This window comes from Streptomyces sp. NPDC056628 (genome assembly GCF_042792555.1).
Lineage (GTDB): Bacteria > Actinomycetota > Actinomycetes > Streptomycetales > Streptomycetaceae > Streptomyces.
Genome location: NZ_JBHTWG010000012.1, coordinates 134,880 through 161,703, shown reverse-complemented (window position 1 = coordinate 161,703; position 26,824 = coordinate 134,880). Strand labels below are relative to the sequence as shown.

Annotated in this window: 22 protein-coding genes and 1 pseudogene; 17 read left to right on the top strand and 6 right to left on the bottom strand. The window is 70.0% G+C overall.

The annotated features are described in order from the left end of the window. Positions 1-156: 156 nt before the first annotated feature. The 3 genes from ACFRAC_RS17790 (at position 157) to ACFRAC_RS17780 (ending at position 2,118) form a co-directional block, all read left to right on the top strand. A complete protein-coding gene (locus ACFRAC_RS17790; RefSeq protein WP_382924814.1) occupies positions 157-1,008 on the top strand; it encodes an AraC family transcriptional regulator in 852 nt (283 codons plus the stop codon). Between the two features lie 136 nt (positions 1,009-1,144). Then, positions 1,145-1,813, top strand: a complete 669-nt coding sequence (locus tag ACFRAC_RS17785) for an AzlC family ABC transporter permease (RefSeq protein WP_382924828.1) — start codon at positions 1,145-1,147, stop codon at positions 1,811-1,813. Further along, on the top strand, positions 1,810-2,118 hold the full coding sequence (locus ACFRAC_RS17780) for an AzlD domain-containing protein (protein WP_382924813.1): 309 nt from the start codon (positions 1,810-1,812) through the stop codon (positions 2,116-2,118). The genes ACFRAC_RS17785 and ACFRAC_RS17780 overlap by 4 nt, the downstream gene beginning before the upstream one ends. A 27-nt stretch (positions 2,119-2,145) precedes the next feature. Here the strand turns inward: ACFRAC_RS17780 and ACFRAC_RS17775 are convergent, their stop codons facing one another. Both ACFRAC_RS17775 and ACFRAC_RS17770 read right to left on the bottom strand, forming a co-directional pair. Next, positions 2,146-3,081: a hypothetical protein gene (locus ACFRAC_RS17775; RefSeq protein ID WP_382924812.1), complete on the bottom strand. Its 936-nt coding sequence runs from the start codon at positions 3,079-3,081 to the stop codon at positions 2,146-2,148. 413 nt (positions 3,082-3,494) lie between these two features. Then, positions 3,495-4,145, bottom strand: coding sequence for a pentapeptide repeat-containing protein (locus tag ACFRAC_RS17770; RefSeq protein WP_382924811.1), 651 nt, complete (start codon positions 4,143-4,145; stop codon positions 3,495-3,497). 1,011 nt (positions 4,146-5,156) lie between these two features. On the opposite strand from ACFRAC_RS17770, the pseudogene ACFRAC_RS17765 reads away from it, so the two are divergent. The 7 genes and pseudogenes from ACFRAC_RS17765 to ACFRAC_RS17735 form a co-directional block, all read left to right on the top strand. Beyond that, positions 5,157-6,857, top strand: a pseudogene (locus ACFRAC_RS17765) (glycoside hydrolase family 9 protein); the annotation flags it as partial. A gap of 290 nt (positions 6,858-7,147) precedes the next feature. Further along, positions 7,148-7,648: an RDD family protein gene (locus tag ACFRAC_RS17760; protein ID WP_382924810.1), complete on the top strand. Its 501-nt coding sequence runs from the start codon at positions 7,148-7,150 to the stop codon at positions 7,646-7,648. Positions 7,649-7,903: 255 nt separating this feature from the next. Then, positions 7,904-9,586: an acetolactate synthase large subunit gene (locus ACFRAC_RS17755; protein ID WP_382924827.1), complete on the top strand. Its 1,683-nt coding sequence runs from the start codon at positions 7,904-7,906 to the stop codon at positions 9,584-9,586. 345 nt (positions 9,587-9,931) lie between these two features. Continuing rightward, a complete protein-coding gene (locus ACFRAC_RS17750) occupies positions 9,932-10,897 on the top strand; it encodes a phosphatase PAP2 family protein (protein WP_382924809.1) in 966 nt (321 codons plus the stop codon). A 76-nt stretch (positions 10,898-10,973) separates the two neighbouring features. Further along, positions 10,974-11,696, top strand: coding sequence for a response regulator (locus ACFRAC_RS17745; RefSeq protein ID WP_382924808.1), 723 nt, complete (start codon positions 10,974-10,976; stop codon positions 11,694-11,696). A gap of 110 nt (positions 11,697-11,806) precedes the next feature. Next, a complete protein-coding gene (locus tag ACFRAC_RS17740; protein ID WP_382924807.1) occupies positions 11,807-13,771 on the top strand; it encodes a GAF domain-containing protein in 1,965 nt (654 codons plus the stop codon). 120 nt (positions 13,772-13,891) lie between these two features. After that, positions 13,892-14,032 carry a hypothetical protein gene (locus ACFRAC_RS17735; protein WP_382924806.1) on the top strand — a complete coding sequence of 47 codons (141 nt, stop codon included), beginning with the start codon at positions 13,892-13,894 and terminating at the stop codon, positions 14,030-14,032. A gap of 58 nt (positions 14,033-14,090) precedes the next feature. On the opposite strand, the gene ACFRAC_RS17730 is transcribed toward ACFRAC_RS17735, so the two are convergent. The 4 genes from ACFRAC_RS17730 to ACFRAC_RS17715 form a co-directional block, all read right to left on the bottom strand. Beyond that, a complete protein-coding gene (locus tag ACFRAC_RS17730) occupies positions 14,091-15,200 on the bottom strand; it encodes a glycoside hydrolase family 5 protein (RefSeq protein ID WP_382924805.1) in 1,110 nt (369 codons plus the stop codon). 170 nt (positions 15,201-15,370) lie between these two features. After that, positions 15,371-15,712: a response regulator transcription factor gene (locus ACFRAC_RS17725; RefSeq protein ID WP_382924804.1), complete on the bottom strand. Its 342-nt coding sequence runs from the start codon at positions 15,710-15,712 to the stop codon at positions 15,371-15,373. A gap of 205 nt (positions 15,713-15,917) precedes the next feature. Then, complete coding sequence (locus ACFRAC_RS17720; RefSeq protein WP_382924803.1) at positions 15,918-16,910, bottom strand: glycoside hydrolase family 6 protein; 993 nt, start codon at positions 16,908-16,910, stop codon at positions 15,918-15,920. 86 nt (positions 16,911-16,996) lie between these two features. After that, complete coding sequence (locus ACFRAC_RS17715) at positions 16,997-18,145, bottom strand: S8 family serine peptidase (protein WP_382924802.1); 1,149 nt, start codon at positions 18,143-18,145, stop codon at positions 16,997-16,999. A gap of 388 nt (positions 18,146-18,533) precedes the next feature. On the opposite strand from ACFRAC_RS17715, the gene ACFRAC_RS17710 reads away from it, so the two are divergent. From ACFRAC_RS17710 to ACFRAC_RS17680, 7 genes are all read left to right on the top strand, one after another. After that, positions 18,534-19,049 (top strand): GtrA family protein, encoded by a 516-nt coding sequence (locus ACFRAC_RS17710; protein WP_382924801.1) that lies wholly within the window; start codon positions 18,534-18,536, stop codon positions 19,047-19,049. Then, positions 19,046-20,341, top strand: a complete 1,296-nt coding sequence (locus ACFRAC_RS17705) for a glycosyltransferase (protein ID WP_382924800.1) — start codon at positions 19,046-19,048, stop codon at positions 20,339-20,341. Before ACFRAC_RS17710 ends, ACFRAC_RS17705 begins: the two co-directional genes overlap by 4 nt. A 181-nt stretch (positions 20,342-20,522) precedes the next feature. Then, on the top strand, positions 20,523-22,037 hold the full coding sequence (locus tag ACFRAC_RS17700) for an ArnT family glycosyltransferase (RefSeq protein ID WP_382924799.1): 1,515 nt from the start codon (positions 20,523-20,525) through the stop codon (positions 22,035-22,037). 24 nt (positions 22,038-22,061) lie between these two features. After that, entirely contained in the window at positions 22,062-23,657 is a 1,596-nt protein-coding gene (locus tag ACFRAC_RS17695) for a hypothetical protein (RefSeq protein WP_382924798.1), read from the top strand. A 63-nt stretch (positions 23,658-23,720) separates the two neighbouring features. Then, positions 23,721-24,158 (top strand): hypothetical protein, encoded by a 438-nt coding sequence (locus ACFRAC_RS17690; protein WP_382924797.1) that lies wholly within the window; start codon positions 23,721-23,723, stop codon positions 24,156-24,158. Further along, positions 24,155-26,065, top strand: coding sequence for a PAS domain S-box protein (locus ACFRAC_RS17685; protein ID WP_382924796.1), 1,911 nt, complete (start codon positions 24,155-24,157; stop codon positions 26,063-26,065). Before ACFRAC_RS17690 ends, ACFRAC_RS17685 begins: the two co-directional genes overlap by 4 nt. After that, the gene (locus ACFRAC_RS17680) at positions 26,062-26,763 is read left to right on the top strand and encodes a response regulator (protein WP_382924795.1); all 702 of its coding nucleotides are present in this window, start codon (positions 26,062-26,064) and stop codon (positions 26,761-26,763) included. Before ACFRAC_RS17685 ends, ACFRAC_RS17680 begins: the two co-directional genes overlap by 4 nt. The last annotated feature ends 61 nt before the right edge of the window (positions 26,764-26,824 follow it).

The following is a 26,824-nucleotide window of genomic DNA, read 5'->3' as shown; positions in this document are numbered from 1 at the left end:
TATCTTGCACCCGAGGACTGACAATACGTCTGACCTGCGCTGATGCCGCCGAGCCGGTGCGCGGGCGGGTCTCTCCGGCCGGCGGAGGAGCGGCTCGGACGGGTGCGGAGGCGGGGTGGGGGCGAGACAGCGGCGCAGGTCACGGACAATGGGGGCATGGCAGGGCAGGGTGAGAAGGCGCGGCACTGGCGGTACGCCGAGCTGCCCGACGTCGACCTGCTGCGCGCCCACTACATCCGCAAGGCGTTCGTGCGGCACACCCACGAGCACTTCGTGATCGCCGCCATCGCCGACGGCGTGGAGGTCTTCCACCACCGGGGCGCAGACCAGTACGCCGGGGCCGGGGCGCTCGCTCTGGTCAACCCGGACACGCCGCACACCGGGCGGGCGGGTGTCCCCGAGGGCTGGCGGTACGGGGCGGTCTACCCCTCGCCGCGGGTCGTCGCCGAGATCGCCGCCGAGACGACGTCGATCAAGGGGACGCCCGGGTTCGTGCGGCCCGTGCTGGACGATCCGTACGCCGTGTCCCTGGTGCACCAGGTGCTGCGGGCCGCCGACGAGGGCAACGCGCTCGCCGCCGACACATTGCTGCGGGTCGCCGTGACCCGGCTGCTGCGGTTGAACGGTGGCCCGCTGCCGCAGCGCGAGGTGCGGTCGGCGGGCGCCCGCGTGGCGGCACACGCGCGTGAGGTGCTCGAACGGCGCATGGCCGAGCCGCCCAGCCTGGAGCAGCTCGCCGGCGACCTGGACACCGGCCCGTTCGCCCTGCTGCGGGCGTTCCGGGACACCTACGGGATGCCGCCGCACACCTGGCTGACCGACGCGCGCGTGCGGCGCGCCCGCCGGATGCTGGACGCGGGCGTCTCACCCGCCGAGGCCGCGCTCGCCGTGGGCTTCACCGACCAGCCCCACCTCAACCGGCACTTCAGCCGAATCGTCGGCGTACCGCCCGGCGCCTACCAACGCGAGCGCAAGAACGTACAAGACGCCTGGCGGGAGCCGTCCTAGCGTGGCGGGCGTGTCAGAACGGAAAGCCCTCGCAGGACCCAGGACAGATCCGGACCCGGACCCCGAACGGGACGGGGATCCGGACCGCGCCCCTGAGACGGACCCCGACGACGGCCGGGACAAACCCGACGCCGCCGTGGTGCGGGACGCCCTCGGTGTGGGCGTCGCCGTCGGACTGTCCGGTTTCGCCTTCGGAGTGACGTCCGCCGGCAGCGGACTCACGCTCGCGCAGACCTGCGCGCTCAGCCTGCTGGTGTTCACGGGAGCCTCCCAGTTCGCGCTCGTCGGGGCGCTCGCGGCGGGCGGCAGCCCGCTGACCGCGGCCGCCGGCGCCTTCTTCCTCGGCGTGCGCAACGCCTTCTACGGGCTGCGCCTGTCGCAGGTGCTGCGTCTCACACGCGCGATGCGGCCGTTCGCCGCCCAGTGGGTGATCGACGAGACGACCGCCGTCACGCTGGCGCAACCGACCCGGCGCAGCGCGCGGATCGGGTTCCTGGTGACCGGGCTGAGCCTGTACGTGCTGTGGAACCTCACGACCCTGCTGGGAGCCCTGGGCGCCGAGGCCATCGGGGACACCGACGCCTGGGGGCTCGACGCGGCGGGGCCCGCGGTCTTCCTCGCGCTGCTCGCACCGATGCTGAAGTCCACGACCGAACGCGCCGTCGCCGGTCTGGCCGTGGTGCTGGGACTCGGCCTGCTGCCCGTCCTGCCCGCCGGTGTGCCGGTCCTCGTGGCCGCGCTGGCGGCACCGGTGGTGCTGTGGGCGCGGGGCCGCCGGGGCGAGATACCGGAGGAGGGACGGTGAACGTCTGGATCGCGATCGCCGCCACCGTGCTCGGCTGCTACGCCGTCAAGCTGATCGGGCTCCTCGTGCCCGCGGGCGCCCTGGAACGGCCCCTCGTGCGGCGCCTCGCCGCCCTGCTGCCGGTCGCCCTCCTGGCCGCGCTCACCGCCCAGCAGACGTTCGCCGACGGGCGGGAGCTCGTCCTGGACGCGCGCGTGGGCGGCCTCGCCGCGGCCGCCGTCATGCTGATCCTGCGGGCGCCCTTCCTGCTCGTCGTCGCTGCGGCCGTCCTGGTGACGTCGGGGGTGCGGGCCCTCGGGGGCTGACAGCGGCGCTGAGGCGCGGGACGCCGGTCAGCCGACGTGGCGGCCGTACGCCCTGAGGGTGCGCAGTGCCTCGATCGTCGCCATCGGGCGGGTCTCCAGGGTGATGCCGGGCGCCCACCGGTGGCGGCGGGTCGGCCAGCCGCCGTCCTGTTGCTGATCGCCGGCGAGCCGCTCGAGGGAGCGGCCCATCTCCGCGTCCGTGAACCACGCGCGCGCGAGGGAGTCGGGGCGGGGCGCGTACTCGTGCGGGAAGTGGGGCGCGTCCTCCGCGAGCGGGGAACCGTCGGCGCCGCTCGGCTCCGGTGCCACCAGGCGCTGCCTGCGCACCAGCCGGCCCAGCCGGTCGGCGGCCGCCTCCGCGCGCGGGCGGTCGGGAGCCGAGTCCAGGAAGGCCACCGCCGCCTCCACCTCGTACGGATGCGACTTCTCCAGGGACTCGACCACCTGCCAGCAGAAGTCCGTGGCCCGGAACAGCCACGCGTGCCAGACCTCGTTGCGATGCAGCAGGCCCACCACCGGCCCCGTGGCCAGGAGCGAGCTGGGCGGCGGCTCCACGACCGGCAGGGACGGCGCCGCCGGATAGCCGCGCAGGCTGGGATGGACGGCCGGCAGAGCGCCGTCCGGGGCCGAGACCGAGGTGAGATGGCGGCAGACGCGGTCCACGCGCTGTCCGCCGCACCGCCCGATCGCGTCCAGCACCTGGAGCGCGTGGCAGGCGTGCCGCGGCTGGCTGACCGGACCCCGCAGATCCGGGTCGAGACCGTGGCCGTAGCCGCCGTCGTCGTTGCGGTACGCGTCCAGCGCGGTCTCCACCGGGTCGGCGGCGCCGTTCAGGAAGTGGTACGCGAAGAGGCGCTGCTCCAGCACGCGCGCGGTCAGCCAGACGAACTGCTCGGCGTGGAACAGCGGAGAGCGCGCCGGGGGAGGCGCCTGGCGGAGAGGGGAGGCTCCTGGTTCGGGCATGCGACAGACCGTAGGGCGGAAAGCGGTCTCGGCAAGGGGTACCGGCTCAGGCCCACTCTCAGGGGCGGGATACAGGACGCACGCGGTTGACGGACGGTCTTCTGGCGGCGGATGTCTCGCCGACCTGCGGAGATCTTCGCAAGTAGGTGCTCTGACCTGCGCTTCTGTGCGGAATTGAGCGCCCTTCGCGTCCTATCCAGGGTCCAGGGTGCGACCTGGCCGTTTTGCGCTGGCGACTTGCCGTGAGGGTAACGACTCTCTGTGACTGCCTGGGTGGGTGAACCTCTGGCTCCGGCCTGCCTTCGGCCACCCGGTGTGGCGTCGTCGCGCCTGAGCCGGAGGACATGCCGGTCGCGAGCCGCGTCGATCCGCTCACCAGCAGGCTCGTACGCCCTCGTGAGCCTGGCCGGCCCTCAGGACGCCGGGACAAGGTGGCCGGCGCAGGAGCGCGTACCGACGGACTTGGTGCCGTCCGGACACACGACGTTGTCCCAACTCGTGTGCGAGAGGTCAGCCCCGTCCAGTCGTGCCCCGCGCAGTGTCGTGTCGGACAGGGTGGCACCCGCCAGATCCGCGTCGCTCAGATCCGCGTCGCCGAAGTCGACGTTGGTGAGCGTCACCGAGCGCAGTGTCGCACCACGGAGCTTCGCCCCCTCGAAGCTGACGTTGGTGAGCAGGCTCTCGTCGAGCACAGCGGTGCCGAGGTCGGCACCCCGCAGGTCGACCTCGCCGAGAGTGGCGGAAGCAAGCCGGGCGCGGCGCAGATCCGCGTCACGCAGGTCCACGCTCTCCAGCGACACTTCGGCCAGCTGCGCCCCGAAGAGGTTGCCGCGGCTCAGGTTCGCCTCGGACACCGAGCCTGTCAGTGCCGAGCCCTCCAGATTGACGCACCGGAGCGTCTTCTGCCACAGCTCAACCCCCGCGACGGCACGGCCCGACAGGTCCTTGCCCGTCCCGTCGGGACAGGTCCGGCCTTGCGCGCCCTCACCGCAGCCGGTCGCCAGGACGACGGGCAGGGCGAGTACGGCCGGACACAGCCGCAGACGCATCACACAGATCTTCACGAGCCACTCCTGGCGCAGTCGTGGCGGGGCAGGCGCATACACCCGAGCGGACGACGATCAGCCTCAGCCATGGTGCAGCCCGCAGCCGCGGTCATTTCGTGTCCGCGCGGAAGGTCGGCCGGAATGCCGCCGGCACGGTGACGTACGGGACGGTTGTGGGTCTCTTCGCCGAGGACGTCGACCGTACGCCCTGCTGCTTGGGCGGTACTCAGGCCGGAAGTGCCTCGGGCGGGGGAGCCAGGGCTCGGCCACGTTCCTGCCGAGGCATTCGCTGGCCCGCAATCCAGCCGTTCTGCGTCCTGGCTCACGCTCGTCATCAGTGACTCTCTCCGCCCCTCTGGAGAGGCCCAGCACTCCATCGGGGCTGATCCATGTACATCCATCCCATCCATCACACTCTGCGGACGCGTGGCGTGCACGTTGGGCAACGGTCCGCGACCGAGCGGGAGGCGGAGGGGGCGAGGCCGCACATACACCGGGGCGCTCGGATCCAGTCCGGCTGTCGCGTCCTTCAGCGCCGTCCTGAGCACCGCCTCGATCCACCATCGCGTCCCCCTGCGCACTGGATCAGTCACTGAAAGCGACCCGATGGGTCTCTGAAGATCGCTGGGCAACCGTCCTTGCCGGGCGCCGGCAGGCGCGTACCTCAATTGAGGTAGGCGCCTGCCCTTCGATCGAAGGGTCTCAACTTCGCTCGCGCGTACGGTGATTGAGGGCAGGGCCCCCTTCTACCGTCGGTGGAGCGGTTGCAAAGCCGCGGATCTCTTGCACCCGACCTTCGGAAGGACCCTCCTGGTGTCTCGCCCGCTCCCCCGTATGCCCCGTGTACTCGACCGCCTCAACCGTGGCGGACGCCGCAGGCTGGCGGTCGCGACCGTGGCCGGTGTGCTGGCCGGCGGTATCGCGGTCCCCGTCGTCGCCTCCGGTTTCGGCTCCGAGGCGGGCGCAGCCGCGGCGGCCAAGCCGCAGATCTCCAAGCCCGCAGCCTCCAAGACCGGCCCCGCCCCGACCGTGCGGGTGAACCAGGTCGGCTACCAGACCGAGAGCCCCAAGAAGGGCACGGTCGCGACCAAGGCCAAGAAGCCGCTGGCCTGGTCCCTCAAGGACGCGAGCGGCAAGGAAGTGGCTCACGGGATGACCACACCCGGCGGTGTGGACAAGTCCTCCGGTGAGAACGTCCATACCTTCGACTTCAGCGACGTCACCGAGAGCGGTCAGGGCTACAGCGTCACTGTCGACGGTCACAAGAGCGAGCCGTTCACCATCGCCGACGATCTGTACTCGCAGCTGCGCACCGATTCGCTCGCGTACTTCTACCACAACCGCAGTGGCATCAGCATCGACGCCGACCTCGTCGGCAAGGAGTACGCCCGCCCTGCCGGCCACGTCGACGGCGCGGCGTCCAGCGACGAGAAGGTGCCCTGCCAGCCGAAGGTCTGCGACTACTCCCTCGATGTCAGCGGCGGCTGGTACGACGCGGGCGACTACGGGAAGTACGTGGTCAACGGTGGTATCTCCGTCGCCCAGCTGATGTCCAGCTACGAGCGCACCCAGCACGCGAAGGGCGCCGACGCCGACGCCCTCGGCGACGGCCGGCTCGTCGTGCCCGAGCAGGGCAACGGCGTCCCCGACATCCTGGACGAGGCTCGCTGGGAGATGGACTTCCTGCTGAAGATGCAGGTGCCCAAGGGCGAGAAGCTCGCCGGCATGGCCCACCACAAGGTCCACGACAGCCAGTGGTCCGGCCTGCCGCTGAGGGCCGACAAGAGCGAGGGCAAGCGCGAGCTGCACGCCCCGTCCACCGCGGCCACCCTCAACCTTGCGGCGACCGCAGCCCAGGCCGCCCGCCTCTTCGAGCCGTACGACAAGGAGTTCGCCGCCAAGTCCCTGAAGGCGGCGCGCGTCGCCTTTGACGCGGCGAAGGCACACCCGGAGATGTACGCCGACCCCGGCGACGCCACCGGCGGCGGTGCCTACAGCGACTACAACGTCAAGGACGAGTTCTACTGGGCCGCGTCCGAGCTGTTCATCACCACCGGGGACAAGGAGTACCGCCAGGAGGTGGTGAAGTCCCCGCTGCACAACGACACCAAGGCGCTCTTCCCGAGCGGCGGTGTCTCCTGGCAGTCGGTCGGCGGGCTCGGCGCCCTGGACCTGGCCACCGTGCCGAACAAGCTGGGCGGGGCCGAGACCAAGGCCGTACGCAAGACCGTCACCCAGGCCGCCGATCGCTACGCCGCCGCCGCCCGCAACGCCGGGTACGGCGTCCCGTACGCCCCCGACGGAGGCAGCTACCAGTGGGGTTCCAACGGCCAGGTGCTGAACAACATGGTCGTCCTCGCCACCGCCCACGACATCACCGGCGACCGCAAGTACCGCGACGCGGTGACCAGCGGCATGGACTACATACTGGGCCGTAACCCGATGGGCCTGTCGTATGTCACCGGCTACGGCGAGCGGTACGCGCACAACCAGCACCACCGCTTCTGGGCCAAGCAGAAGGACGCCAAGCTGCCGCAGCCGGCCCCCGGCGCCGTGGCGGGCGGTCCGAACTCGTCGATCGACGACCCGCTCGCCCAGACCAAGCTCAAGGGCAGCGCCCCGGCGAAGAGCTACATGGACGACATCGAGTCCTGGTCCACGAACGAGATCACCATCAACTGGAACGCCCCGCTGGCGTGGGTGGCCTCCTACCTGGACGACCAGGCCTGATACGAAGGTCTGTGACCGCATAGGTCGAACGAGGAGGGCCGGGTCTCCCGGCCCTCCTCTTGCATGACCGGACAACTTGACAGCAGCCCTTGGGTGCCTCTGCCCCCAGTCGCCGGAGAGCCGCTCGTCGGTGCCGCCGTCCGCGGCACGGTCTGACGGTTCTCGGGGCGCTCGGCCGGTACGGGGCCAGTCGTGCGCGTCGTCCTCCGCCTGGCTGTCCCGGCATGCCGGGACAGCCGTCGGCGTGCACGCTGGGAGCAGGAGATCACCGCTCCGTCAGGAGGTCTGTGATGGCGACGGCCCTGCCCAGCCGTGACGCGTGGGACACCGAGGTGGTGGGGCGGCGTGTCGTGCAGTACGTGCTGGACGTCCTGATCTCCGCGCTGATCGTGCTGCCCCTGACCCTGCTCGTCGGCATCGGCGCGAACAGCGACAGCGGTACGACCGCCTGGGCGGTGCTCGCCGGGCTCCTGTGTGGGCTTCTCACCTTGTTCTGGTACTGGGTCCTGCGTCCGGTCGGCACCGGCCAGACCTGGGGGATGCGGCTGCTCGGCCTTCGCGTGGTCAGGGCCGACCGGTCGCCTCTGACCACGCGGGACGCCGTCGCCCGTCTGCTGTTGCTCGTCGTGGACGGCCTGGTCGGACTGATCGCGATGCGTCTGTCTGCCCGTCGCCAGCGGCTGGGGGACGTGGTCGCGGGCACTCTCGTCGTGCGTGACCGGCGAGTGCTCCGGGCCCGCGGTGGTGTGGTGCGTGCGACGTTGCCGCGGGACTGCCCGCGCGGCGTGTGAGCTGGTGAGCGAGGAGCGCCGAAGGGACAGGACCAGCGTGCGGTGCGTGCTGCAGCCATGCGGACCGTGCGGCTCTTTGCTCTGTTCGGCCGGCCGCACCGCCACATGGACCCGCGGAGTCGTGAAGTCCGCTCCCCACGCCGGGCCGAGAGGGGACTTCCCCGGTTGGCATCTCCTCACCCGACCGGGCCGCGCGAACGGGCCCGCTGTCACAGTGCTTCCTACGCTGGGCCCATGAGCGCTTCCCCAGCCTCCATGCCCTTCGACGGCCAGTACGGCGGCATCGAGCTGGAGAACGCCGCCTGTCTGCTGGTCCGCTGCCTGGAGGCGGAAGGGGTGGACTACGTCTTCGGCATTCCCGGCGACGAGAATGTCCGCCTGGCCGACGCACTCGCGAACTCCTCGATCCGATACGTCCTGGTCCGGCACGAGCAGGGCGCGTCGTTCATGGCCGAGATGTACGGGAGGCTCACCGGCCGGGCGGGTGTGTGCTCCGCGACGCTCGGGCCCGGCGCGGTCAACCTCCTGCTGGGCACCGCGGACGCGACGGCGAACAGCACCCCGCTGGTGGCGATAGCCGCGCAGGGAGCCTTGTCCCGCATGCACAAGGAGTCCCACCGGGTGATCGACCTGGTGCCGATGTTCGCCCCGGTCACCAAGTGGGCGGCGCGCGTCAACACGCCCGACGCGGTGCCGGAGACGGTACGCAAGGCGTTCAACACCGCACAGACCGAACGCCCGGGCGCCGTGTTCCTCGCCGTCCCCGAGGACGTCGAGGGGGCCTGCCCCACGAACTCGCTCGACCCGCTGCCGCAGAACACCGTGCGGGCGGACCCACCCTCGCCCGCCCTGGTGGCGCGGGCCGCCGAGGCGCTGACCAACGCTCGCCACCCGATGGTGCTGGCCGGGCACGGGGCGGCCAGGGGCGGCGCGTCCGCGGCGCTGGTGCTGTTCGCGAGGAGACTGAACGTGCCGGTGGCCACCACTTTCCACGGCAAGGGCGTCTTCCCCGACGACGACCCGAATGCGCTCGGCGCGGTGGGCCTCATGCGTCACGACTACGCCAGCTTCGGCTTCGACGAGGCCGACGTACTGGTCTGCGTCGGCTACGAGCTGCAGGAATTCGACCCGGAGCGGATCAACCCGCACGGGAACAAGCGCATCATCCACCTGCACCGCTTCCCTGCGGAGGTGGACGCCCACTACCCGGTGGCGGTCGGCGTCGTGGGCGACATCGCCCAGGCCCTCGACGCGCTCAGCGTTGCCGTACCGCGCCGTTTCGAGCACGGCACGACCGCCGCCGAGCGGATCCGGGCGCTGCTGGCCGACGAGCTGGCGTACGGCCGCGAGAGCGAGGCATTTCCCCTGGTGCCGCAGCGTGTGGTGGCCGACGTGCGTGAGGCGCTGGAGCGTGACGACGTCGTGCTCGCGGACACCGGTGCGGACAAGATGTGGATGGCCCGGCTGTACCCGGCCTACGAGCCGGACACCTGTCTGCTCTCCAGTTGCCTGTCCACCACGGGCTTCGCCCTTCCCGGTGCGATCGGCGCCAAGCTCGCCCGCCCGGACCAGCGCGTGCTGGCGGTGGTGGGTGACGGGTCGTTCCTGATGAACTCCCAGGAGCTGGAGACCGCCGTACGCGAACGGATTCCGCTGGTCGTGCTCGTCCTGGTCGACGGCGAGTACGGGCTGATCAACCGGAGGATGGAGCTGGAACTCGGGCGGCCCAGCCGCATAGGATTCGCCAACTCCGACCTGGTCGCCCACGCCGAGAGCTTCGGCGCCCGCGGCCACCGCGTGGACACCGCCGCGGACCTGCTGCCCTCCCTGCGCCGCGCCCTGGCCGAGGACGCCGTCTCGGTGATCGCCTGCCCCGTCGACTACACCGAGAACCTCCGCCTCAGCGACCGGCTCGGCGCCCTTTACAGCCCGATCTGATAGTCACACGCGGATGAGGGCGGCCCGATATGCCGTCACCTGCCTGCCCGTGCGGACCCTCGCCGGGCTCGTGATCGTCTCGGCCGTACGGGCCGTATCTCGCAGTACTGGGGTGGTGCCGGCAGCGGCACGGCCTGGTGACGCTGAGCCAGCGACGCTCGTCACACCGAGGTCGGCGAGACCGGCCAAAAAGTCGTAACGGGCTTACAGGGATATATTTGGCGAAACGGGAGTTCCGGGAGTGTCGAGCTGGGCTTCCTTTTCGTGTGCCGTCGCGTCGTGCCGGGTGCGGACTCTGTGCCGGTTTTAGGCGGTCGAAGTTCCCGATGGACCGGGAGTTACGACATGGGTTTCATCGCTCACCCCCTGTGGCGGGCAAGGCTCTTCCCTGAAGTGCTCGGCAGGCGTACGGCGGCTCTCTTCGCGCTGGTGGCCGGGGTGTACGTGGCCGTTTTCCTGGGGGTGCTCACCCGGTCGCCCCTGCTGGAACTCGACTGGCGCGTGGCCATGTGGCGGCCGTACAGACAGTGGCACGAGCCGGCAGGGCTGCTGGACGTCCTCGTCGTCGCAGGACAGCGCGGGCCGTCGGCGACAGTGGCGCTGGCCTGGCTGGGGTGGCGCTTCTGGCGGAGCCGGAACCCGCGCCCCCTGCTGGTCTTCCTGGCGGCGCTGCTGCTGCTCAATCTGAGTGTCGGTGCGGTCAAACTCGGCACCGGACGCCTGGGGCCCGGCTATGCGCACGCCATTGGATCCGACGAGCTCTTCCGGGGCGGCAACATGTTCCCTTCCGGCCACACGGCGAACGGTGTCGTCGTCTGGGGGACGCTGGCATACCTGGCCACGCGTCGTCGCAGGACAGTGGGCGTGCTGGCCGCGCTGGTCGCGCTGACGGTCGGGCTGACCACCGTCTACCAGGGATATCACTGGTTCAGCGACGCCCTGGGCGGTTGGGCTGCCGGGGCGCTGGTGCTGCTGGCCCTGCCGCGCTGCGAGCCTCTCGTCGAGCGTGTGACCGTGTGGGGCAGGGGACTGCGGGAGCGCCTGTGTGCGGAGCCTGTGCCCGTTCCCACGGCGATCACCGTCGTCGGGGCGCAGCGGCATCGCGGCCGTGGAGGGCGACACGGGGCGAGGGACGGGCCGTGTCCCGCCGGTGCGGCAGCGCGAAGTCCGTCGCCCTGCGCCCCGTGGTCGCGACACGCGAGCCCTTCCGTGGCGACGGCCGCCGCTCGATCCGGGGTCGGGGAATGGAATGAGCGTGGGCCGCCGCGGGTTCCCGGTGTGCCGGAAATGCTCGTTATGTGTGTCCCTTGAGTATCCGGGCGACCGGGATGAACCCATAGGGCGATGGCGACCGCGTAGGCCTCGGGGCGCGTACCGCGGGCAACCCGTGGTGGGTGCTGTGAGCCGCGCTCGACGACGGAGATCACCAGTGGCAGTTCATGTTTTGATCGCGGAGGATCATGCGGTGGTCCGGGAAGGACTACGCGCCTTCCTGAGCCTTGACGGCGACATCGAGGTGGCCGGTGAGACGGCCAACGGACGGGAGGCCGTGCGGCTGGCCCGGGAACTGAGCCCCGACGTGGTGCTGATGGACCTGATGCTGCCCGTCATGGACGGAATCGAGGCCACGGAGCACATCCGTCAGGAGCTGCCAGAAGTCAGAGTCGTGGCGCTGACGAGCGCCCTGGACGGTGGTGCGGTGATGGCGGCGGTCCGGGCGGGCGCGACGGGCTTCCTGCTGAAGAACGCGGAGGCCGACGAGCTACGGCACGCGGTGAAAGCCGTGGGGGCCGGGCGGACGCACGTCTCCAGCTCCGCCGTCGCCCGCCTGCTCGACCAGGTCACGGACGCGACCCAGCCGGAGCGTCTCACCGAGCGTGAGACAGAAGTCCTCGTCATGCTCGCCCGAGGCAAGGCGAACAAGGAGATCGCGCGCGAGCTGCGCATCGGGGAGCAGACCGTGAAGACGTACGTCAGCCACATCTTCGACAAGCTGGGAGTGCACAGCCGGACGCAGGCGGTCGCCCACGCGCTGCGGCTGGGGCTCGTGCCGGCCGGAGAACTCGCCCGCGGCCTCACCGCGACGGACGAGTTCCGGTGGTCGGCGTGAGGGACACCCCTCCCGCCACGATGCCGGCGGCACCGGACACGATGCCCGACGCCACGTCCGGCCGGAGCGGGCGGCCGCCGTACGGGGAAAGGCCCGAGGAAGTGCTCCTCGTGCTGGATCCCCAGGGGCACGTGCTGAGCGTCGGCTCGGGCGCCGCCTCCCCGGACGGTCACGGTTCGGCCGACCTGGTGGGGCGGCACGTCTCGCTCCTCTACCCGCCCGAGGACGCGGCGTCGGGCGGCGCGGCCCGCGCCCTGGACGCGGCCGCGGGCCTCGGCAGACACCGGGAGCACGCCTGGCGCCTTCGCCCGGACGGGGCGCGTTTCTGGGCCGAGACAGTCATCACGGCGACCCGGGACGCGCACGCACATCTGGTCGGCTACTGCGTGGTTGTCCGCGACATGAGCGCCCTCTGGCGGCACGAGCGCCGGGAGCGGGCGGTCGCCGAGGTCACCAAGAGCGTGGTCGAGTCCGGGCCCGGGTACGAGGTGCTGGCGCTGGCGGCGCGCCGGGTGCGGGAGTCCGTCGGCGCGGAGACGGTTCGCGTGCTGGCACTGGACTGGGGAGACACACCGACCGTGTGCGCCGTGGACGGCGTGGGGAACGGGGCTTCACACGGCCTTCTGATGCCGGGGGAGTCCGTGCTGGTGCGCGAGACGGCTCGTGGCGGACGACCCCGGATCTTCTCCGACACCGGCCAGGAGCCGTCGAGGCTGCGCACGGCGCTGCGCGAAGCCGGGCTGGCATCGGTCATGGATGTGCCGCTGACGGTCCGCGATCGGGTCGTCGGGCTGCTGGAGGTGGCGAACCGGCGGGGCGGGCGCTCCTTCACCTCCGAGGACCTGCGGATCGTGGAGCCGTTCACCGGGCCGACGGGGCTCGCGGTCGAGCGGTCCCGTGCGGAGGAGGACCTGGACCGGCTCGGCGGGCGCAGATCCCTGGTCGACCAGGACTCCGTACGGCAGGCACTGAACTCGGTGGCCGCCGAGGCGGTCACCCGCACCGGTGCGGTGCGCTGCGTGGTCTACCTGCTGGAACCCGGGGCGGGCCTGCGTCCGGTCGGCGGCCATGGTGGCACCGACGCCGATCCGCTCCCCTGTGGCGAGGCGGAGCGCTCCGTCACCCATCCCGTGGAAGTGGCGATGGAGGCGATCACGACGGCGGCCCCGGTGAGCAGAGGCTGCGAGGAGGAGGCGGCGGACAGGGATCCGGGACCCGCGCGAGCACCACGGGCCCCCGTCTCCGGGGAGTTCCTCACCTCCGTGCCGCTCTTGTGCCGGGAGGAGGCGGTCGGCGCCCTTTGCTGCCGGTTTCCCCAGGGCCGGCTTCCCGGTGCCGAGGATCTCGCGGCGCTCCAGACCCTCGCGGTCCGGGCCGCCGCGGCCGTGGAGACACAACAACTGTGGGCCGTGGCCCAGGAGCAGGCGACGCGCGAGGAGCGGCGGTATCTGGCCCGTGAGTTGCACGACTCCGTCTGCCCGGCCCTCTACGGCATCGCCCTGAACGCCCGCACCGCCCGCGAACTCCTCCGCCGCGGGGACACCGGGGCGCACCAGTCGATCGACTCCGTGCTCCGGCTGACCGACGCGGGGCTGAGCGAAGTCCGGACGATTCTGTGCCGGCTCAGCCCCGAGTCGCTGCAGACCGAGGGGCTGGTCACCGCTCTGAGCCGGTACGTCGGCCAGGTGCGCGTCCGACACACTGTCGCAGTCGAGGCGAAGTTCTCGGCCGAGCCGGACGCGGCACCGGAGACCAAGCACGCGCTCTACCGGATAGCCCAGGAGGCGCTGCACAACGTCATCCAGCACGCGGCGGCTCGGCATGTCCTGCTCCGCTTGTCCACGACGCCGGACACCATCACGCTCGTCGTCACGGACGACGGCGTGGGCTTCGACACCGGCGGGTCCTTCCCCGGCCACCTGGGCCTGCGTTCCATGCGGGAGCGGGCGCGTGAGGCGGGCGGCACGCTGGAGGTGGACAGCCGTCTCGGGCAGGGGACCCGGGTCCGGGTCGCCATCCCCGCACGCCCGGCACCGGACGGCCGGGGCGCCGTACGCCCCACGGCGGACCGGTGACCGTGCCGCTCCGGCCTTTCCCCAGGTCAGCGCCGGGCGCGCACGTCTGCCGCGTACGCGCGGCCCGGCCAAGGCGTCTCTCGCCGCGCGATCCGCTGGCTTGCGCACGCACTCGCGCTGATGGGGGAGGGGACCGAGGCGCGGGAGGTCTTCGGGCGGGCCGCCGCCTGCGCGAACGAGGTCGGTCTGCCGGTGGAGGAAACCGGTCTGGTCAACGCGGCCTGGGCGATCGGCCGGGCGGAAGCGGGCGCCTACGGCTGAGAGGCCGCGGACATGATGTCCGCGGCCTCTCTCCGCTCACGCCCCGGTGCGCGGGGGACTACTGCGAGGACTTCGCCGCCTTCGACTGCGGCAGCGGGTCCTGGTACGTGCCGACCAGTGCCTTCTTGCCGGAGTCCACGGTCGTCCAGTCGTCCTTGAGGACGCCGCCGGTGTCACCGGAGTTGGGGTTCCAGCTCCAGTAGGTGTAGCTGAGGCCGTTCTTCTTCAGGTACTGCATCAGGCTCTTCTGCCAGACGGCCTCGGTGCTGTTGCCCGTGCTCTTCTTACCGCCGAACTCGCCGAGCAGCACAGGAGCGGTGTTGTCCTTCTTGAGGAAGCCCCAGTGCTTGTCCCAGAAGGCGGGCATGTTGTTCGGGAAGCTCTTGTCCATGAACCAGTTCTGGTTGTAGACGCCGGGCCCGTAGTCGTGCGCGGAGTAGACGACCTTGTTGGCCTCCTTGAGCTTCACGGGGTGGTCCTTGGCACCCCGCAGCTCGCCGCCCCACCAGGTGGACTCGTCCTTGTACTTGTCATTGCCCTCGACGAAGACCAGCCAGTCCGGGTTGACCGAGTGGATCGTGTTGCCAGCCTTCTCGGCGGCCATCTTCCAGTCGGTCTTGGGGTTTCCGTCGCCCCAGGTGGCCTGGCCACGCGGTTCGTTGTGCAGGTCGGCGCCGATGACCCGGTCGTTGCTCTTGTAGCGGTCGGCCAGCATCTTCCAGTCGGACAGCCACTTGCTCTCGGAGAGCTTGTCGGTGTACCAGAGCTCGCTCTGGCCGTACTGGTCCGGGCGGTGCTGGTCGAGGATGACCATCATCCCGTGATCGGTGGCGCTCTTGACGACCTTGTCCATGATCTGGATGCCGTTGAGGCCCTTGAGCTCGGGGTTCTTCTTGAAGTCGATGCCGGTGGGCTTGCTCTTGGCGTCGAAGAGCTCGTTGGAGTACGGCAGCCGGAGGGTGTTGAACCCGGTGTCGACCATCTGCTTGACCATGGAATCGAGGTTGCGGGCCCACAGGCCGTGCGGCGCGAAGGTGCCGGTCTCCAGGCCGAACCAGTTGACGCCGGTCAGGACCACCGTCTTGCCCTCGGCGTCCACCATGTCGCCGCCCTTGGTGTGCAGCGGGCCGTGCACCCCGGACGCGGCGGTCTTTCCGGAGCCGCTCACAGAGTCCACTGTAAACGCGCTGACGGTTCCGCCGACGGCGGCGACGGCGACGGCCGCCCCCGCGACGCCCAGCGTCAGCCGGCGTCGACTGCTGCGTCGCTTCTTCCCCTCGGTCGTCGATTCGGAAGACACAGACGTGGTCGGGTCGGTGTGGTTTTCCAGGGGGGAATTCATGCGGTGAGACTCCTGAGGAATTCGGGTGCGTCGGTCTTGAGAATGCTGATGGAGGGCGTTTTCGCCGACGAGTCCGGGCGCTCCTTGTGTGGCTCGGTGGCCGCGGAAAGATGGACGAGCAAAGCCATGGGAAGCAGTTCGCCGAGCCGGTGGGATTCCTGGGTCGCCGTATCCGTGTCGACCAGGATGATGTCCGGCGTCAAGTCGCTGATCTGCGACATTGCCTCGGTGATAGTGGCGACGGCGCCGGCGAGTTCATATCCCGGCTCCTCTTCCACGAGTTCGGCGAGAGCCGTCAGTACGTGCGGATGAGGCTCCACGACGAGAACTCTTTTCATGGACGGCGGTCTCCTTCGGGCTTTTCGCTGCCATGCCCACGAGACTAGGAAAAGAGTCGGGTTCAAATCGCCGTACGACCGAGCGAATTCCGGGCACGCCAATCGGCCGAATCCGGGCTACCTCAATTGAGGTAGACCGAATTCGGCCGATTAGTTACTTACGTCTCTTATGCGTGTCAGGAGAAGATGCGGGGTTTCCGTCGCGTCATCGGGCGAGCCGGTAGGCGTACTGCGCGTCGAAGGTTCCCGCGGCCGCGGCGCAGCCGTCGGCCTGGCCTGGCGGTTTCACCCATAGGTAGGCGTCGACACCACGGACGCCGGTGTCCGTCGTCGGGGTCTGTCCCAGGCGGCGGCCGGGTGGATCGCAGGTGCGGTTGCCGCGGGCCGGTCCGGCTCCATTGCGGCTGGTGTCGATCACCATGCTCAGGCGGCCGCTGTCGAGTTCCCGGAGCACCGAGTAGCCGTAGTCGATCTCGTCACGGGTCCTATTGAAGTTCGAGACGTTCAGCGCGATGCCGTCCCCGTAACGGGTGGCACCGGCGCGCCGGAGGCGGTCGGCCATGGTCCGGGCGGAGTGCCAGCCGGAATTGCCCGCGTCGTAGTACACCGAGGCGCGCGGAGCGTCGCGGTGCAGTACGCGGCCCGCGTGGGACAGGGCCGCGTACCGATCCCGCCGTTCCCGGGAGCTGAGGCAGTCGGCGAGCGCGAGCGCGTCCGGTTCGAGGACCACCAGTGCGTCGGATGAACCGATTCCCCGGGCGAAGCCCTCGATCCAGTTCCGGTAGGCGGAAACGTCCCCCGTGCCGCCGGTGCTGTACCCGGAGCAGTCGCGGCGGTGCACGGCATAGGGGACCAGGACCGGCAGCGCGCCCCGTGCCCGGGCCGCGTCGACCACGGCGCGTACCTCGCCCTCCACCTTCTGCGGATCCGCGTCGGTGACCCAGGATCCCTGGGGCCAGGAGGCGATGCGCTTCCGGATGACCGCTGACCGGGGGTCCCGGTGGTGCTCGTGCACCCAGCGGGCGGCCGGGGTGTCGGGGGCGGTGTACAGACGGGTTGCCGCGGGGAAACGCGCTTCCGGCAGGGCGGGCGGCAAAGCGGCGCCGGTACGCGGGTCAGGGAGGAACGGGGCGTTGGTCACTGCCGTGGAGACCGCCACAAGGAGGCCGAGAGCGGCCAGCAGGGCCCCCAGCCGCACCCTCCAAGGACGTGGATGCGCGCGCCCCGGGGCCGGTGTTTCGGGGCGCGCGCGCTGGGGGACGGGGCCGCTCAACCGGCTCGCCGTCAGTCGTCGTCCGACGGAGTGACGCTGCGCCGGATCAGGAGCCATGAGATGACGGTCAGTACGAGTAGCGTCGTGGTCACGGCCAGTACGATCAGCGCCGGTCCGGCATCGGACGAATCGGACGTGGCGCGGCTCTCGGCGTTCGCCGCCCGGTCGTTCTGCAAGGCGCTCACGGGTTCGGACGAGGCGGCCCGCTTCGCCAGCGCCGCAGCGGGGGCGACGACCCCCCAGCCGTACCGCGCATCCCAGTTCGCCTTGCCCTGCTGAGTGGCTGTCCGGGTCAGTGCCCGGGTGACCTGGTCGGCCGTCCACTTCGGGTGCTCGGAGCGCAGCAGCGCGGCCGAGCCCGCCACCCAGGACGCCGCGAGCGCGGTGCCGGAGCCGGTCCAGTAGTCGCGGCTCCGGGCGGTGGTCAGGATGTCGACACCCGGCGCGGCCAGGTCCACATCCTTGCCGTGGTGGGAGTCCGGCCAGAGCGCGCCCTTCTTGTCGACGGCGGTGACTGAGAGGACATCCGGATAGGCGGCCGGGTAGGTCTTGGCGTTGCCGGTCCCACCCGTGTCGCCCGCACCGGCCACGACCAGGGCGTCCCGGTCGGCCGCGAACTCGACGGCCGTCTTGAGGTCGTCGCTCGGGCGGGGGAAGCCGACGGTGACGTCGATGACCTCGGCTCCCTGGCGCGCGGCGTCCATGATCGACCTCGCGGTCGCGGCGGTCAGGGCCTTGTTGTCGCGGTAGACGCTGAAGGGCAGGATGCGTGCCTCCGGAGCGAGCCCGAACAGGCCGTCGCCGGCATAGCTGCGGCCGGTTCCGGCGATCACGCCCGCCGCGTGGGTGCCCTGTACCGCCGCGGAGCCCCCCTCGTCGCGCACGCCGTCGACATCCTTGCTCTTGACGACGCGGCCCGCCAGGTCGGGGTGGGCGGCGTCGACCCCGGTGCCGATCACCGCGACCGTCACGCCCTTGCCCCGGGTGATGTCCCAGGCCTTCTCGGCCTTGAGAGCGGTCAGCGCCCACTCGGACTCGCGGAGGGCTCCGGAATCAGCCTGGGCGGTCGTGCCGGGGGCGACAACAGCGAGTGCCAGCGCCGCCGCGGCGGCTCCGGCGCGTGTGGCGAGCGCGGGGCCCGATGTCCTACGACCTGCCATGGCGAGGCACCTACCTCTGGTGCTGGAATGTGAGGCCGGGCCACCGGAAGCGAGGAGGACGGCCCGGCCGTCCCGACCCAGTGCTCCCGACAGGACACCGGGCCTGGACTCCGCTGCTCGCTCCATCGTCCGCAGCCGAGGGGTGGCGTTGCACCCGCCGATGGGGGAGAGGGCGCTCCCCTCTTCGGGGGAGCAGAAGGGGCGGCTGTTCCCGTCTTCCGGGCCTGATCTCCGGCTTCTCCCCCAAATGGGGGACCGCGATGGCTCCCCCGAAAGCGGGCATGCCGCTCACCCGTTTACGTGATGTTCGCGACTGCTCGCGCGTGCAGGCTGGTGTCGGAGGTCCCGCCGGGCGGGGCCGCAGCGCTCTCGCCTCGGAGGAGCCGCGATGCACTACTTCCGAACGGTACCGGTCCACACCGACGAGCCACGAGCGGCGGGGGAACCGGCCCGAGCGGCGGGGGAACCGGCCCGGAATACTGCCCCCCAGGCCCGCGGCGGCTGGATCAGAAGGCTTCCGACGAGCCGGGTGCTGCGGTTCGCGGTGGTCGGTGGCGCGGGCACGGTCGTGAATACGGCAGCCCTGTACGTCCTTCATCGCCTGCTGAGTGTGCCGCTGGTCGTCGCGTCGGCGGTGGCCGTCGAGCTTGCCGTGGCCCACAACTACGTGCTGAACGACCGGTGGACCTTCGCGGTGCGTGCGCCGTCGCTCAGGCGGTTCGGGAAGTTCAACATGTCCATGCTCGCCGGCCTCGCGGCCAATGTGCTCGTCGTGTGGACCCTCGTACACGTCGGAGTCCATCTCCTGGTGGCGAACCTCCTCGCCATCGCTGCCGCCTTCTCGGTCAACTACGCCTCCAGCGTGCAGTGGGTGTGGGGCAGGACCCGGAGGAGGAACCGATGATGACGCTCCTGCTGTACACCGGACTGGTTCTGATCTCCATCCTGCTCACGGTGCAGTCGGCCCACGTCCTCTACTTGATGCTCTACACCTGGGATCAGCCGCAGGCGGAGGCGAAGGCGAAGGTGCCGGAGGAGTTCCTGCCACCGGAGCTGTCGTTCAGCGTGCTGCTGCCCGCCCGGCACGAAGAGGACGTCATCCAGACCACCATCGACCGTGTGGTGCGCGCCGACTATCCGGCCGAGTTGCTGGAGGTCTTCGTGATCTGCTCGGCGGACGACACCGGCACGATCGGCAAGGCCGAGGAGAAGATCGCCGCACTCCATCGGGAGGGGCTGCACAACGTCGAGGTCGTCGTCTTCGACGACAAGCCCGTCAACAAGCCGCACGGCCTCAACGCGGCTCTGCCCCAGGCGAGTAATGGCGTGGTGACCATCTTCGACGCCGAGGACGACATCCACCCGGCCATCTTCGACCTGGTCAACACGGTGATGATTCAGGACAAGGTCAAGGTCGTCCAGGCCGGCGTGCAACTGATGAACTATCAGTCCACCTGGTACTCGGCATTGAACGTGCTGGAGTACTTCTTCTGGTTCAAGAGCCGCCTGCACTACCACGCCATTGAGGGTTCCATTCCGCTCGGCGGCAACACCGTGTTCTTCGAGCGCGAGCTGCTGGTGCGGCTCGGCGGCTGGGACGAGTACAACCTCACCGAGGACGCGGAACTGGGCCTGCGGGTGTCCGCCGCGGGAGAGCGGGTGAGGGTCGTCTACGACGACCGGTACGTCACCAAGGAGGAGACGCCGCCCACACTCGAGCAGTTCATCCGCCAGCGCACCAGGTGGAGCCAGGGCTTCATGCAGACTCTGAAAAAGGGCACCTGGAAGCAGATGCCCACCCGCAAGCAGCGCTGGCTCGCCTTCTACGTGCTGGCCTTCCCGCATGGACAGGCCCTGCTCGGCCTGTACCTACTGGTCTCCCTCGGCATGATGTTCTTCCTCAAGGTGCCGGTGCTGATCGCGCTCATCTCCTGGCTACCCGTACTGATGCTGGCGGCGCACTTCGTGACGCAGACCGTGGGCCTGTACGAGTTCACCGACGCCCACGGCCTCCAGGCCACTCCGAAGGCCGTGCTGAAAATGGCCATCGCCTGGTACCCGTACCAACTCGTCCTCTCCTACGCCGCGCTGCGCGCCATGCGACGCCAGCTGACCGGCCAGAACAACTGGGAGAAGACCCAGCACGTCGGCGCTCACCGGGCCGAGTCGTCGGGGGCGGACTCCGATGCCGCGTGAGATGAGACGGCGTGGGACAGGACCTCGTGCGACGAGGCCCCAACTGGCCGTCGTACATGAGGGGCAGTCCGCACCGACCGGACGAGCCCCGGCGCCGACCCGGAAGGACACACGGCCGGTCGTCAAGCTGGGCCGGTTCCCCGAGCTGGGGCAGCGCGGGCGGATCGCGCTGGGAGCCGCTGTGGTCACCGGGCTGGTCACGCACGGCTGGCACCTGTTCCAGTACCCGTTGTACCTCACCGACGAGGGCATCTACATGCAGCGGGCCTGGTCGCTGGTCCGGCAGACCCGGCTGTCGCCGTACACCTACGACTACGACCACGCGCCCGGCGGCTGGATCCAGCTCGCCGGCTTCGCCTTCCCGCTGCCGGGCCAGTTCGAGACGTTCGGCAACGCCATCAACACCGGCCGGTTCCTGATGCTGCTGGTCCACCTGGTCAGCGTGGCCCTGCTTTTCGAGATCGTCCGGCGGCTGAGCGGCAGCATCCTGGCCGCCTCCGTTGCCGCGTTCTTCTACAACGTCTCGCCGCTCGCCGTCTATTACCAGCGGCAGGTCCTGCTGGACAACCTCATGATGTTCTGGGCGCTGCTGAGCCTGTACCTGCTGATCGGCCGCGACATGAGGATCCGGCACGCGGTGGGTGCCGGCTCCGCATTGGGCATCGCGCTGATCACCAAGGAGAACGCGCTCTTCTTCGTCCCCACCCTGGTGTACCTGTTGCACCGCAGGGTGAAGGGCTCCACCCAACGCCGGTTCACCAGGTCGCTGTGGCCGTTCGCGATGGTGATCCCGCTCGGTGCCTACGTCCTGTACGCGGTGCTGAAGAACGAGCTGGTGCCCAGTGGCCTCGACTTCGACCTGAACAACCCGCCGGCCGATCACGTGTCCCTGCTCTACACCTTGTGGTGGCAGCTCAACCGCAACCAGGGATCCCTGCTCGGCCAGGGCAGCTTCCTGTACAACAGCTGGCTCCCGAGGGACGGACTGTTCCTGGTCCTCGGTCTGCTCGCCATGCTGGCCGCCCTGTACTGGGGGCTCAGGGACCGTCAGCGCAACCTGGGATTCCTCGTGGTCGGCACGATGGCCGTCGCCTATGCCTTCTATCTCGTGCGGGGCAGTGTCCTGCTGGACTTCTACATCGCTCCGATGATCCCGCTGTTCGCGATGAGCATCGGCATGGTGACCGATCGGCTGGTGGGGCGGCTGCGTCCCCGGCTGCGGATCGCAGTGCCGGCCGCGGCTGCGGCAGTGCTGTTGCTCGTACCGGTGACCGGCTATCTGCTGACGGTCAATGACGAGGGGCGGGTGGCGGTCGCGGACCAGTACCACCCGAAGTTGAACCTGACCCGTATGCAGGAGCAACAAGTCGCCTGGATACGGGAGAACGTCCCGTCGGACGCGCGGATCATCATGGACGACGACCTGTGGAGCGCACTTCACGACGTCCCTCCGTTCTATCCGTTCGCGCACTCCCATTGGAACGCCTCAGCCGACCCCGACGTACGCGACAGACTCTTCGCCAAGCGATGGCAGAACATCGACTACATCGTCATGTCCAACAAGATGCGGCAGTCAATGAACGGCAACAACGGCGACGGCCGCGAGAACTGGATCCTGGCCGGACTGAAGAACGCGAAGAAGGTCTGGGAGACGGGTCAGGGCGACATCAAACTGCAGATCTACCGGGTCGGTTAGCCCCGGGCCGAGGAGGTGAACGTCATGCCGGAGAACCCCGAGAACAGGGAAGAGGACATACCGGAAAGCCTCGAGGAGGACGAACAGGCACCTCCAGGAGCACCCGGAGGAAAGAAGAGTGGGTTCACCTGGAAGAGGTTCCTGATGGCCGCCATCGCGCTCATCGTCGTCGGGTCCCTCTTCCAGATCGCGAGAAGCAGCGGATTCGGCGGCGCTCTGAACACGACCGGCGACAAGTCCCAGCACCAGAAGAGCGCGCCCAAGGAGATCAAGAAACCGACCAAGAAGCCGAAGTCGGTCAAGCTGGGGAACCAGAAGATCCCGCGGGAGTCCGGGCCGGTCATCGTGCTCAACCCCGGCCTGGTCACGCCCGGTGGCAAGGCCACCGTCGAGGGCGCGGGCTTCGACGCGAAGTCCACCGTGGACCTGTTCCTGAAGACCTCGGCCAAGAAGAGCGAGGGAAAGAGCATAGGCACGGCGAAAACCGACAAGACCGGGTCGATCAACGCACAGATCGCGGTGCCCGAGAACGTCAACCGGGGCGCCGTCCTGGTCGCACAGCAACGCGACGCCGACAAGGTGGCCGAGGCCCAGTTCGTCTCGGGCGGCGTGGTCGGCTCGGTGAAGATCAGCAAGGCGGTGGGCAAGCCCGGGGACCGTGTGTCTCTGAGCATCCGGGGCTTCGGGGCCGGGGAGAAGATCGACGTCTTCTGGGGCCGCGTCGGCGGAAAGCCGGACGCCAGCCTGACCGCCGACGAATCCGGCGGCATCGGCCGCGCCGACGTCAAGGTCGGCGTCGCCCCCACCGGTGTCAGCACGCTGATCCTGGTCGGTGAGAAGAGCAAGACCACGGCTACCGCGCCCTTCCAGATCCTGGGCTTGTACCCGACGCTCAAGTCGTCGCCGTACGCCCTGAAGTCCGGACACCGGATCACCGTCTCCGCCGGCGGGTTCGCCCCGGCGGAGCGTGTCCTGTACTACATCAACAGCGCCAGCGGCGTCCCTGCCTTCACCGCCACCGCCGACGCCAACGGCAAGGTCGGGTCCGTGTCCTTCGACGTGCCCTTCGGCTTGAAGGGCAAGCAGAGCCTCACCGCGATCGGAGAGCGCACCCGGGCCGTGGTCCGCTCCGGCTTCCAGGTGATGCCCTACACGCCGGCCGCCGAGCCCAGCGCCTACTCCGGCAAGGCCGGTACGGCGGTGAGCTTCTATGTCACCGGCTTCGCCGCGAACGAGACCGTGACCCTCTACGCCGGCGGCCCGGGCGGCGACGGCAAGAAGGTCACGACCTTCCAGGTCGACGCCAAGGGCAACGCGGAGGCCGTGGGTTCGTACCCGATCACCAAGGCCGACGAGGGCGGAGTGACCTTCAAGCTCGTCGGCAGCAAGAGTGGCGGAGAGGCCAAGGCATCCGTCAACTCGGCCAAGGGGGAGGGTCAGCAGGACCAAGGTCAGCAGGACCAGGGACAGCAGGACCAGGGTCAGCAGGACCAAGGTCAGCAGGACCAGGGACAGCAGGACCAGGGACAGCAGGACCAAGGTCAGCAGGACCAAGGACAACAGGACCAAGGTCAGCAGGACCAGGGACAGCAGGACCAAGGTCAGCAGGACCAGGGGTAGTAGACCGGACGGGCCGGACGAACGGCCGGAGCCGCACGGCGACCGACACGGGAGGAGCACACCATGAGCGTCGTCTTCGGGCCCAACACCCGACGGGTCCTGCAGTTTCTCACCCACATCGAGGACCTGTCGCCGCAGGAGATCGACCGGGTGGCCGGCCTGTGGCGGCAGACGTCCAGCCAGACCCGCGCCGAGGCGTGGGCCGAAGTCCGGCGCACGACCACGGACGAGGAGCGCTATCGCATTCTCGTGGCGGCGTCCGTGGCCCGCCGGGCGGCCCTGGACGCGGCGCTGAGCCACCAGAGGCACGACTGGGCGTTCTGGGCAGCGGTGTGGGACGCGGTGATGGCGATCGCGGTCTGCGACCGGATCGGCGGCCACTACGACGTTCTGATCGCCCCGGTTGCCGCCGTGATGCCCTCCCTGGGCGTGTGCCGGCGCGACCAGCTCGGCCCCCGCCACCTGCCGGACGCCGTGCTCGGGAGGAGCCGGCGGCCATGACTCACCGCATCCCGGTCATGGTGGCCGACAACGACGCCGAGGTCCGCGAGGCGCTCGCCGACCTGGTCGAGTCCCACCCGGCCTTCGAACTGGTGGGCCTGGCCGTCGACCACGCGCAGACGGTCGCGGTGGCCGCCCGGACGCATCCGCGGGTCCTGGTCCTGGACGTGCAGATGCCCAAGGGCGACGCCCCCACCACCGTACGCACCCTCCGTGAACGCGCGCCGGACACGAGGATTCTGGCCCTCTCCGCGTACGCCGACCGGGAGACCGTGACCGATGTGCTCCTCGCCGGGGCCGTCGGATATCTGGTCAAGGGCGCGCCCGCGGAGGAGATCCTCGAAGCCATCACCCGCGCGGCCCGTGGCCAGTTCAGCACGTCGGCCGAACTGGCGGAGGCCTACCTGGAACCACTGCGGCGCGTCCCCAGACCGCCGGTGCCCGGGGCGACAGCCGCTCTCACCCGTATCGACGAGAAGGCATGCCTGGACGTGCTCGAACAGGCGCCTTGCGGCGTGCTGGTCGTAGGGGCCCAGGACCGTGTCGAACTCGCCAACGGCCACGCCCGGCACATGTTCGGTTATAGCGCGTCGGAACTGCGCGGCAAGCGGCTGCGCGACCTGCTGCCCGAACATTCCGGTGCCGGTGTGGCCACCGAAGAGCTGATCGCTCCGGTCACGCCGGGTCTGCGCCGGGACGGCTCGGAGTTCCCCGCGCGGATCGGCGGCGGCCGACTGCGGGGCGGGCGTCCCCGTCGCGTGGTGTACGTGACGGACCTCGGCGAGGCGGGCGGGACCGGTGATCGGCTGCACCAGCTCGTCGAGTCCTCTCCCGACGCGATGCTGGTCGTGGACGCCGAGGACCGCGTCCGCCAGGCCAGCCCCCGTGCCGAATCCCTCTTCGGGTACAGCCACGAGCAGTTGATCGGCACGCGACTCGAGGTGCTGCTGCCCGATCAGCCGTTGACCGTCTCACTCAGCGACTGGGCCGATCCGCGCCAGGAACCGGCGGGACGCCGCGTGGAACTGGTCGGCCGACGCCAGGACTCCAAGCAGTTCCCGGTCGATGTGAGCGTCAGTCCGCTGCGCACCGCCGGGAACGTGTTCGCCGTCCTGACGGTACGGGACATCACCGAGGTGCAGCGCGCCCAGTTCGTCCTCGAACGCAGCCTGGAACTCCTGGAGGGTACCGACCGCGACCGGCAGGCACTGCTCAGCCACCTCATCCACGCCCAGGAGGAGGAACGCCGGCGCATCGCCGCCGACATCCACGACGACACCATCCAGGTCATCACCGCCGCCGGCCTGCGCCTGCAGCAGCTGCGCAGGCGGCTGACCGACCCCAAGGACGTCCAGGTGATGGACCGGCTGGACGAGACCCTGAAACTTTCCCTCAGCCGCCTGCGCCAACTCATCTTCGATCTGCGGCCCCCCGACCTGGAGCACGGCAGCCTGGCCACCGCCCTGCAGACGTTCCTCGACCGGATGCGCGTCGAGACCGGCACGCACTACAAGTTCGAGGACCGGCTGGAGACCCCTCTGTCCGTCGAGCCCATGGTGCTCCTCTACCGGACCGCCCAGGAAGCCCTGATGAACGTGCTCAAGCACGCTCGGGCCAAGACAGTCCGAGTCCAACTGCTCGGCCTCAACGACGGCTGCCTGATGCGGATCGTCGACGACGGCGCGGGCTACGACCCCCTCGAAGTCGAGTCCCGCCCCGGTCACCTGGGCCTCACCCTCATCCACGAACGCGCCCAGATGGCGGGAGGCTGGAGCCGCGTGGAGAGCGAGCCGGGAGTAGGCACCACCGTCGAGTTCTGGGTTCCGATCGAGGGGACGCCCTCACCGTCCACGGAATCCGGAACGGAGGAGAACGGCACGTCCGTGCCGAAGGACCCCGGGCCATGAACCAGGCACCCGAACTCACCAAGGTGCTCCTTGTCGAGGACCACCGGGCTGTCGCCGAGGGACTGTGGGCCCTGCTCGACGAGTACGACGACCTGACCGTTGTCGGCTGGTCCGACTCCGTGGCCGAAGCCGTGCCGATGACGGAGCAACTCTCTCCACAGGTGGCGCTGATCGACTACCGGCTGCCCGATGGCACCGGTGCGGAGGCCGCGGCCCACATCCGCGCCCACGACCCCGCCATCGCGGTCGTGTTCCTCAGCGCCGACACCAGCGACGCCGCTCTGCTGGCCGCGGTCGAGGCCGGCGCCAGCGGATACCTGCTCAAGTCGGCGGGCGGCGACGAGATCGCCACGGCCATCCGTTCCGCGGCCGCGGGCGAGACCCTCATTCCCGCCCGCACTCTCATGGAAGTTCTCGCCCGCCACCGTGAGAGCACCCGTGCCTCCGCCCGGCAGACGGAACGTCTGGAGAGCCTCACCGCGCGAGAGCGGGAGATCCTCGCCCTCATGACCCAGGGCCTCGACAACCGGGCCATCGCCGACCACCTCACCATCAGCTACGCCACCGTGCGCACTCACGTACGCGGGATCCTGGAGAAGCTGGACGCGCGGTCCCAGTTGGAGGCGGTCGCCAAGGCCACCGATTGGGGCTTCCGCCCGCCGCAGCCCGACCCGGCACCGGAGCCGGACGGACCGTGACGGCGCGGGCCCGGAATGTGAACCGGTAGGAGACAGGCCGTACGAAGGTGGACGCGTACTG

Excerpts from the sequence above, each read along its gene's own strand:
- ACFRAC_RS17680 (WP_382924795.1), top strand. The coding sequence starts at position 26,062 with ATGAACCAGGCACCCGAACTCACCAAGGTGCTCCTTGTCGAGGACCAC.
- ACFRAC_RS17710 (WP_382924801.1), top strand. The coding sequence starts at position 18,534 with ATGCACTACTTCCGAACGGTACCGGTCCACACCGACGAGCCACGAGCG.
- ACFRAC_RS17725 (WP_382924804.1), bottom strand. The coding sequence starts at position 15,712 with ATGAAAAGAGTTCTCGTCGTGGAGCCTCATCCGCACGTACTGACGGCT.
- ACFRAC_RS17715 (WP_382924802.1), bottom strand. The coding sequence starts at position 18,145 with ATGGCAGGTCGTAGGACATCGGGCCCCGCGCTCGCCACACGCGCCGGA.
- ACFRAC_RS17760 (WP_382924810.1), top strand. The coding sequence starts at position 7,148 with ATGGCGACGGCCCTGCCCAGCCGTGACGCGTGGGACACCGAGGTGGTG.
- ACFRAC_RS17790 (WP_382924814.1), top strand. The coding sequence starts at position 157 with ATGGCAGGGCAGGGTGAGAAGGCGCGGCACTGGCGGTACGCCGAGCTG.
- ACFRAC_RS17690 (WP_382924797.1), top strand. The coding sequence starts at position 23,721 with ATGAGCGTCGTCTTCGGGCCCAACACCCGACGGGTCCTGCAGTTTCTC.
- ACFRAC_RS17705 (WP_382924800.1), top strand. The coding sequence starts at position 19,046 with ATGATGACGCTCCTGCTGTACACCGGACTGGTTCTGATCTCCATCCTG.
- ACFRAC_RS17685 (WP_382924796.1), top strand. The coding sequence starts at position 24,155 with ATGACTCACCGCATCCCGGTCATGGTGGCCGACAACGACGCCGAGGTC.
- ACFRAC_RS17755 (WP_382924827.1), top strand. The coding sequence starts at position 7,904 with ATGCCCTTCGACGGCCAGTACGGCGGCATCGAGCTGGAGAACGCCGCC.
- ACFRAC_RS17695 (WP_382924798.1), top strand. The coding sequence starts at position 22,062 with ATGCCGGAGAACCCCGAGAACAGGGAAGAGGACATACCGGAAAGCCTC.
- ACFRAC_RS17775 (WP_382924812.1), bottom strand. The coding sequence starts at position 3,081 with ATGCCCGAACCAGGAGCCTCCCCTCTCCGCCAGGCGCCTCCCCCGGCG.
- ACFRAC_RS17750 (WP_382924809.1), top strand. The coding sequence starts at position 9,932 with ATGGGTTTCATCGCTCACCCCCTGTGGCGGGCAAGGCTCTTCCCTGAA.
- ACFRAC_RS17735 (WP_382924806.1), top strand. The coding sequence starts at position 13,892 with ATGGGGGAGGGGACCGAGGCGCGGGAGGTCTTCGGGCGGGCCGCCGCC.